This is a genomic window from Blautia sp. An81, assembly GCF_002161285.1.
GTDB lineage: Bacteria > Bacillota > Clostridia > Lachnospirales > Lachnospiraceae > Blautia > Blautia ornithocaccae.
This window is the reverse complement of the sequence record NZ_NFHH01000051.1, coordinates 1-9,582: the sequence shown is the minus strand read 5'-3', so window position 1 is coordinate 9,582 and position 9,582 is coordinate 1. Positions and strand designations below refer to the sequence as shown.

Here is a 9,582-nt window from a genome sequence, read left to right as displayed (position 1 = left end):
GTTGTGGTGACTTAACAATACTACTTTTAGGACTTGCTTTCTACTGCTTTTGTTATAGAAAACAGAAAATCGCTATGCCACAGCCTTGGCAGGCCATCGCGCAGCGATTTTGTTCAATTAGGATTTGTAGGGATGCTTTATGATATTTAATGATGTACTTGAAATAAGAAATGGGCGTAATCAAAAAAATGTTGAGAACCCGAATGGGAAATACCCTATCTATGGAAGTGGCGGAATAATGGGATATGCCGATGATTATATTTGCGAAGCAGATACAGTGATTATAGGGAGAAAAGGAAATATAAACAATCCAATTTTTGTCGAAGAACCATTTTGGAATGTCGATACTGCCTTTGGACTATCGGCAAAAAGAGAAGTATTACTGCCAAGATACCTTTATTATTTCTGCCGGAATTTTGATTTTGAAAGATTAAACAAGGCTGTTACAATACCGAGCCTTACTAAATCTGATCTATTAAAAATAGAAATAGAATTACCATCAATGGAAAATCAGCAAAAAGTCGTAGATAAGCTTTCAAAAATCGAACAAATTATTCAGATGAGAAAACAGGAGCTTCAGGGGATAGACGAACTTATTAAAGCACGATTTGCCGAGATGTTTGATTTGGAGGAGTGTACATATGGGACTTTTGGCAATGATACCGATTTTGTGGACTACCGAGGTAAGACTCCCGAATTATCTGAAGTAGGAACAATACGTATGGTTAATGCAAAATCAGTTGGAAAAGGTTTTTTTAAGAATGTCGATGAGTATGTGACAGAAGAAACATATGATGAATGGATGCGTAGAGGGTTTGGGTATCCAGGAGATGTGCTGTTTGTCACTGAGGGGCATACATTTGGCAATACTTGCTTGGTGCCAGATTATCTTGTGAAATTTGCATTGGGCCAGCGTGTAATCACAATTAAGGGACATAGAGGTGTGATTGAAAATGCTTTTTTATGTGCATATATGCAGACGGATCAGTTTTGGAAAGATATTAATGTGTATAGAACAGGTGGTACAGCTCAGGGAATACGTAGTAAGGATCTTGTTAAAATCAGAATCCCGTTACCTATAATGGAAACTCAGAGACAGTTCTCAGACTTCGCTAAACAAGTCAACAAATCAAAAGTTGTAATACAGAAAGCATTAGATGAAATGCAAAAATTATTTGATTCTTTGATGCAAAAGTATTTTAAGTGAGGAAACAAGGGATGCAAAGTAAAGCGGATAAAAGGGACACGCAATTTCTGACCATGTTAAAGAAAAACTTTGAAGTTAGCGTAATGAATGAGACTTCGGTAGATTTTAAAAAAGTAATTTGCTCTTTAAATGCCCCGGAAAAAACAAAAGATAATGCCCCAGATTATCAATTTGATAATGGATATATAGAAAAATTTGATTTGTCTGCAAGTAAAAGAGAGAAAATAGGAGAAAAATTTCAATATACTAAGTATGTAACTGAACATAGAATGAAAAAACAAATTAAGAAAGATGAAAAAAATCAAATATATAAAACAAATTATTATGCCGGAGACTATTTACCTATAGAAAGTAGAGAGAGGGCCAGCATTTCATGTCTGCATGAAAATTTATTCTCGCTTATAGAACAAAAAACTAAACGAAGTGGCAGATATATTACAACTTCAAAAAGTAGTCAGACTAAAGGATTGTTGGTTAATTTGGACTATAATATCGATGTTTTTAAAAATCAGGATAATGAGTATGTAAATAAAATGGTGTCTGACACAAATCAATTAGTAAAAGAAGAATATCAATTGTGGAAAGATTTAACTATAATAAAGGGAATCCAGAAGGAGTACTCACATATTTGGGATGTTTTCTTCTTTGTTCGTAAGCAAGGAAGAGTTTTTTTGATAGAAGATGAGTGGGTGCAAGAAGAAAAATATCAGGTATATGCCTTTGATTTACGTGAGCCCCTACAAGAGGATAAGTTAATTAAATATCCAAATCCTATCCTTCATACGCAGGAAGATTATGTAAGGGTAACTATATGGGGAAATAGGAGGAATTAACATGACCAACTTTGATTTCCTTAAGAAAGAACCACAATTTGATTCTTTCGCAGATGTGGCCATTTCGGCTGAGAAACTATTACATATTGATATGGAGGCCAGTGTAATCAATTGCCGCCGGGCAATGGAGTTTGCCATCAAATGGATGTATTCTGTGGATGATTCTCTTGTCATGCCATATCAGGACACATTAGCTAGCCTGATGGGAACAGAAGAGTTTCGGAATTTGATTGATAATACAGACTTATGGAATAGAATGAAGTTGATTAGAGTTCGAGGGAATGAAGTTGCCCATAGAGGACAGAAAATAACTTATGATGTAGCGTGCCTGTGCTTACAAAATCTGTATTATTTTTTGGATTTTATTGCCTGCTGTTATTCGAAGCATTATGTGTATAAGCCCTATAATAAAGAGTTGTTGGAACAAGACTCGGAAATTTCAGAGTATTCCTTGCCTGAGTATCAGGAAATTGATCTGAAAGCTCTCATTGCAGAAAACCAGGCATTGAAAGAGCAACTGACTGCAAGACGTGAAGAACAACAACAGACCTATGTACCCAAACCTCTTGATTTATCCGAATATAAGACAAGAAAGATTTACATAGATACCATGCTGACGGATGCAGGATGGACGGAAGGGAAAAACTGGATCAATGAAGTAGAACTTCCGGGAATGCCAAATAAATCAGAGGTGGGATATGCAGATTATGTGCTCTATGATGATGCTCATAGACCGCTTGCGGTAATTGAGGCAAAACGTACCTGTGTAGACGTGGCAAAAGGACGACAGCAGGCAAGGCTATATGCAGATATTCTGGAAAAACAGTACGGCAGAAGACCGGTTATTTTATTGACCAATGGATTTGATACGAGGATTGATGACGGGCAGTATCCGGAACGAAAAGTATCTATGATCTATTCCAAACGGGATCTGGAAAAGTGGTTCAATCTGCAGTCTATGAAGACAAGTCTGAAGCATATTACTGTAGATAAGAATATTGCGGGACGGTATTATCAGGAAGGTGCGGTTAAGGCAGTCTGTGACAGCTTTGGAAATAAGAATCGTAGGAAAGCATTGTTAGTTATGGCGACGGGTTCCGGGAAAACAAGAACGGTTATTTCCTTGTGTGATGTATTGCTGCAGCATAGCTGGGTAAAGAATATCCTGTTCCTAGCAGATCGAAATTCTCTGGTTACACAGGCAAAACGAAGTTTTGTGAATCTTCTTCCGGATTTATCTGTGACTAATCTATGCGAGGAAAAGGATAATTATCAGGCTCATTGTGTTTTCTCTACTTATCAGACCATGATGAATTGTATTGATTCTGTAAAGGATGAGGAGGGAAAACTGTTTACCTGCGGACATTTCGATCTGGTAATCTGTGATGAAGCCCATCGGTCTATTTATAATAAATATAAAGATATTTTTACCTATTTTGATGCGCCACTGGTAGGCTTGACAGCTACGCCAAAGGACGAAATTGATAAGAATACCTACAATATTTTTGAACTGGAAAATGGTGTGCCTACATATGGGTATGAACTGGCACAGGCTGTCAAAGACGGTTATCTGGTAGATTTCCTTTCCGTAGAATCTTCTTTGAAATTTATTGAAGAGGGAATTGTGTATGATGAATTATCAGAAGAAGACAAGGAAGCTTATGAAGCTACATTTGAAGACGAGAACGGAGAACTTCCTGAAAAAATCAGTTCTTCTGCATTGAATTCCTGGCTGTTTAATGAAGATACCATAAAGAAGGTTCTGCATATTCTTATGACCAAAGGGATTCGTATCAATTATGGAGAAACTTTAGGGAAGACGATTATCTTTGCCAAGAATCACGATCATGCAGAAAAGATTCTGGAGATTTTCGGGAAAGAATATCCGAATCTTCCGGGATATGCGAAAGTCATTGATAATTATATGACTTATGCCCAGAGTGCTATTGATGAATTTTCAGAGCCAAATAAACTTCCTCAGATTGCAATTTCCGTAGATATGCTGGACACAGGAATCGATGTGCCGGAAGTATTGAATCTTGTCTTTTTCAAGAAAGTCATGAGTAAAGCAAAATTCTGGCAGATGATTGGACGAGGAACACGCCTGTGCCCCGGATTGTTGGATGGAGAGGACAAGCAGAAATTTTATATTTTCGATTTTTGTGGCAATTTTGAGTTTTTCCGCATGAACAAAGGAAAGGCAACCGCTAATATGATGGCACTGCAGGGAGCAATTTTTAATCTGGAATTTCAGATCACTTACAAACTGCAGGATATGGAATATCAGACAGAACGATTGATTGCTTACCGGAATGCATTGATACAGCATATGAGTGAAAAAGTGCAGGAATTGAATCGGATTAGAGATAACTTTGCAGTTCGTCAGCACTTAAAATATGTGGATCTGTATTCCGATCAGTCCAACTATCAGATTCTGAGTTATGAGGATACGCTGCTTGTAAGGGAAGAGCTGGCGCCTCTGATTCTGCCGGATGGAGATGAGGCAAGTGCAGTTCGGTTTGATGCGCTGATGTATGGCATAGAGTTGGCATATTTAATCGGAAAAAAATATGGAAAAGCTCGGAGTGATCTGTTGAAAAAAGTGAGTGCGATTTCTACGGTAGCAAACATACCAGAAATTATGGTGCAGGCAGAGCTGATTAATCAGATTCTCCATACGGATTATCTGGATCGTGCTGGAATCAATGAATTTGAACATATTCGGGAAAGTCTTCGTGATCTGATGAAGTATCTTACTAAAAAGAAAGTACGTTATGACACGAATTTCGAGGATGATATTCTGTCCATTGAATGGAAAGAGTCGGAACTGGAGAACGATGATCTGAAGAACTATAAGGCAAAGGCAGAATATTATGTCCGCCAGCACCAGGATGATCTTGTCATCACGAAACTGAAAAAGAATAAGCCAATGACTCAGGATGATATTAAAACATTGGAAAAAATTCTGTGGAGTGATCTGGGAACGAAAGATGAATATGAAGCAGAATATGGGGACAAGCCTCTTGGAGAATTCGTCCGTGAGATCGTGGGTTTGGATATGAACGCTGCTAAAGAAGCATTTTCTGAATACCTGAATGAAGCCAATCTGGATAGCAGACAGATTTACTTTGTGAATCAGATTGTGGAATATATCGTACATAATGGTTTGATGAAGGATTTTTCTGTGCTACAGGAACCACCGTTCACAGATCAGGGAAGTGTTGTGGATATCTTTACTGATTTGAATGTATGGATGGGGATAAGAAAGGTTATTGAAGGGATAAACGATAATGCGAAGGTGGCGTAGAAAGGGGTGAAGTATTGAGTAATGTAAATCTTATACAAAGTGCAATTATGCAATTGGAAGGCGGTGCCTTTCAAAAATTGTTTGATGAATATCTATACAAAAAATATAAATTCAAGAATATTCAAACGCTTGGAGTGCAGACTGCTACCAATAAACCGACAAAAGGCACACCGGACTCTTATGTTCTGACTGACGATGGAAAATATATCTTAATTAACTATGGAAGCGTGAGTTCGCAACCAGCAAAGAAAATACGGGATGATATCTTATCATGTTTTGATAAAGCAAAATTGTCACTACCCAAGGATAAAATCGAAAAAATTATTTGCGGTCACTGTTCTACCAATATTAGTATTGAGCAATTCGACAGCATTAAGGAATCTATAGAAGGGGTAGCGGTGGAGCTTATTGGAATTGATACTCTTTCACACGATTTAGCATTAATCTATCCCCATATTGCAAAGGATGAGCTTGGCATCCAAATTGATACGAATCAGTTTTTTGACGTTGAGGATTTTGTTAAAGCATATGATGCTAATGGCATCAATGCGCCGCTTGATTGTGAATTCCTTCATCGAGAGTCTGAAATCAGTGAGACTTATAACAGTGTTAATGATAACAAGGTTACTATATTGACTGGGCCATCTGGAATTGGAAAGACAAGATTGGCTTTAGAAGTTTGTCGAAAAAAGGACGAGGAAGAGGTAAAAGTTTACTGTATCAAAAGCAATGGAAATCTGTTATATGAAGATATTAAGTACTATATTTCTGATCCGGGAAAATATCTAATCTTTTTTGATGATGCTAATATGGTGGCGAGTTTAGACAATGTGCTTAATACAATTTTAACTTTATCAGGAGATTATGAGGTCAAAGTTCTTATTACAGTGCGAGATTATGCTCGGGACAGGGTAATCAGTTCGGTATCGAAGTATGTACAACCTAATATTATTGAAATTGAACGATTTAAAGATGATGAAATAAAAGACATTTTGAAAAAGGATCTTGGAATTTTGAATTCTGATTATCTTAGAAAGATTACAGAGATTGCCAATGGAAATATAAGACTTGCATTTCTTGCTGGGATTAGGTCTGTTGATGATGGATATCAGGCAATAAGAAATGCTGAAGATATTTTCAAAAATTATTACGGTCGAGTTATTGATGATGCTAAGCTAACCAAAGATGATATTATGATGCTTTTTTTTATCGCTGTAGCGGGACCTGTGAAAGGCGTAGAAAATCAGCTGTTTAATATTTTGAAGGAGTCGTATGGTAACGAGATTGTTGAAAAGGATATAGTAGAAAATCTGTATTCCTTGGAATTAGTCGATTGGTTTAAAAATGAGATAACCAAGATATCGGATCAAAGTCTTGGCAACTATATAATGTACTATGTTTTATTTGAAAAGAAATGGATAAGTGTGGAAAGCCTAATTTCTATTGGATTTCCAAATTATAGAAATAAGGTCATATATGTTCTTAATACTTTAATGGAAATATTTGACTCCAAAGAATTGTCAAAATATGTGGAAAACTCAATTATTTCTGCTTGGGAAAATGCACCAACTGGGCAAGAAATGGAATATCTTGAGTCTTTCTATAGAGTTGATCCTGATAGGGCACTTTCCATGATAAAGAAGCACATAGACCAAGAGCAATCTGTGGCTTTTGATTTGCGTAATTACGATATCAGTAGTAAAAAGAATTATCACAAGATCTCTACTAAAGAGATAGAAATATTGGGAGGTTATAAGTATACAGATAATTTTGAGGACGCAGTAGATCTTTTAATGGTGTATTTTACGAAAAGACCTGATTTGATAATGGATTTCTATTTCGTTCTAAGCGAGCGTTTATTATATGACAAATATTCATGGAGAAATAAGTATATTCATGAATTACGCCTGTTAGATAAGTTATGGTGCGTTACGGAAGAAGGCGCAAATTATAATAACAGTATTTTATACTTGCAAATCTCTGAATGTGCCTTAAAAACTGAGATATCATTTACTGAAGAAGTCAGAAACAGTAGGTCTGTCAATTTTGTAAGAATGACTCTTGGATTTACTGAAGAGATAGCTACTATCAGAACAAGAATATGGAAGAATTTGGCTATTTTAAGAAAGAATGAAGACTATCGTAACATTGTTAATAGCATTCTTGAAGGAGTTCATTTCAATGGGCTCAATGAAGAAGATTCCAAGAAATATTTACAATCAGATTTTGATGTTATTTATGAAAACGTTATAGACAAAGATAAGCCTGACTTCTTTGATGCAAAGATTGTAGCAAGATATAAAAAGGTAGCCGAGCAAATTGGAGTAACAATCGATGATCGCTATCTGATTTCCAAAAATAATTCGGAATATAAGATATATAAGATGCTGACTTGTGAGCATGTGATTGGAAGAACGATAAAAGAAGATAAGAAAATACAAAAGAATTTTATCTCAAAAGAAATCAGTTCATACACACTAGCTGATTATCGAAGACTATTTGCATCATGTCATTTCTTAGAAAAAACTGTGAATGAAAGAGATCTTTGGTCTTTAAATGCTGGTCTGGATTGCATCTTTGAACTCCTAGAAGATAATAGTGACTTATATATAGATATAATCACTGAATACTTGGACGAAAATACACCACTTAAGTTAAGCGGATATCGTCAGATAAAATATTTACTTGATCATATCGGATATGAGGCAACACTAGATTTAGTGAGTGGCAAAGTGTTCGATAAGAAGGACAACTGGCTGTCTATTATCTGGGAATGCTTACCAGAAGAAAGCATCGATGAAAAGGTAGTTAATGATTACAAAGAATTTGTGCTCAACAATCTTGTTGAAGGCAGTCCTATGGTTCCTACGGTACAAGTAATGAACCGGTATGGTGAAAGAGATCGAAAACTCAAGGACAAGGTCATTGAGGTAATTGTAAATTGCCCTAAGATTTCAGCTGCTTTTTTAGGATATGTATATTATGACGAAGAGGTTGAGATTATCCTTCATTTCTTCAGAAATGATTTAGATGCGTTAACAAGTATTTACATGAATGCAATCGAGAATAGTAATCATGTGGATTATGATGGAAAACTTTTCATAAAAATATTTGAACAACGACCTACAATATGGAATGAGTATGTGGACTGGGCTAAGGATAATATTCATCGAGACGGTTATGAACAAAGGATTTTTGAGTTGATATGGACTGTTGAAAAGTGGAAAGAGTGCGTTGACTATGCGTATAATGTTCTCGTAGATGATGACATTGGATTTTTGATAGAGGAACCTGCAAGATTATTATTTGCGAAGTCGAAGGATGGGGATGTACTTGAGCGAAAGAAATTGTGGTTGTTTGATAAACTTCACAAAAGAAGTATGGATGTCGAGAAATGTAAAAATCTTGTTAATGTGGTTGTGACAGTTTTGCCGGAATGGAAGCTAGAGTATATTCGCGAATTTCTAAAAGAGAATAAGAAGCTGGAGGATTTTGAGAAACTTAACCTATTTCCATTATCTTATTCTTGGTCAGGAAGTGAGGTTCCACTTATTCTTGAAAAAATTGAGTTTCTCCAATCCTTAAAGGATAGCCTAAAGGGAACTGATTATATAGATCATAGAAAATACCTTGAGGAACGACGGCGGAGCCTTGAAAAATATCAAGAAGAAGTGGAATTGAGAGAGTATCTTGAGAATGCAGATTATGCATAAGGTGAAGTAATGAAGCTGTGCCTTTTTCATATAAAAGACACATAGGGAGAAGATATAGAATTAGGCAAATTTGTTGCGATTAGAAATAAAAAGAATATAGCAGAATGTTATAAATCTGTAGGGGGACAGGAAGCAGATATCATCAATACTCCGCGGGATACCTTCGGTTTATCGGAATAGTCTTTGCCATGAGATAATAGGAATTTTTTGATAAATTTCAAATAAAATCTTCGCTTTTTGTCCCTTCTCTGATATAATACTGCTAACTTTGCATGCGAGTTACACTAAAGTTCTGTTTTGAACGTAAAAAGTCGCTTAAAGCCTTATTTTACGCGATTTTTGCTTGCCAAACCTCCGATTTAGTGATATAATTTTAGTGTAACGGTTACACTAAAAAGGAGGAACTGCATGTACTACAATTTCGTTGTCCAGATCCCCTCGGAAAAAGGGAAAATCCTGACCAAGGCTAAGGGCGGATCTTCCTATGTGCTCTTCCAGTACGGGGCAGAATATAAGCCTGAT

The 9,582-nt window shown here is 36.3% G+C and carries 4 protein-coding genes; all 4 read left to right on the top strand.

Annotated features, from left to right (window positions below; all coding sequences use genetic code 11):
- Positions 1 to 139 precede the first annotated feature (139 nt).
- From B5G33_RS20545 to B5G33_RS20530, 4 genes are read left to right on the top strand one after another with little or no spacing between them, the layout of a single operon-like run.
- A complete protein-coding gene (locus B5G33_RS20545) occupies positions 140 to 1,207 on the top strand; it encodes a restriction endonuclease subunit S (protein WP_087418939.1) in 1,068 nt (355 codons plus the stop codon).
- Positions 1,204 to 2,040 carry a hypothetical protein gene (locus B5G33_RS20540; protein WP_204247447.1) on the top strand — a complete coding sequence of 279 codons (837 nt, stop codon included), beginning with the start codon at positions 1,204 to 1,206 and terminating at the stop codon, positions 2,038 to 2,040. Before B5G33_RS20545 ends, B5G33_RS20540 begins: the two co-directional genes overlap by 4 nt.
- Before the next feature lies 1 nt (position 2,041).
- Positions 2,042 to 5,347, top strand: coding sequence for a DEAD/DEAH box helicase family protein (locus B5G33_RS20535; RefSeq protein WP_087418937.1), 3,306 nt, complete (start codon positions 2,042 to 2,044; stop codon positions 5,345 to 5,347).
- 14 nt (positions 5,348 to 5,361) lie between these two features.
- A complete protein-coding gene (locus B5G33_RS20530) occupies positions 5,362 to 9,060 on the top strand; it encodes a hypothetical protein (RefSeq protein WP_087418936.1) in 3,699 nt (1,232 codons plus the stop codon).
- Positions 9,061 to 9,582 lie beyond the last annotated feature (522 nt).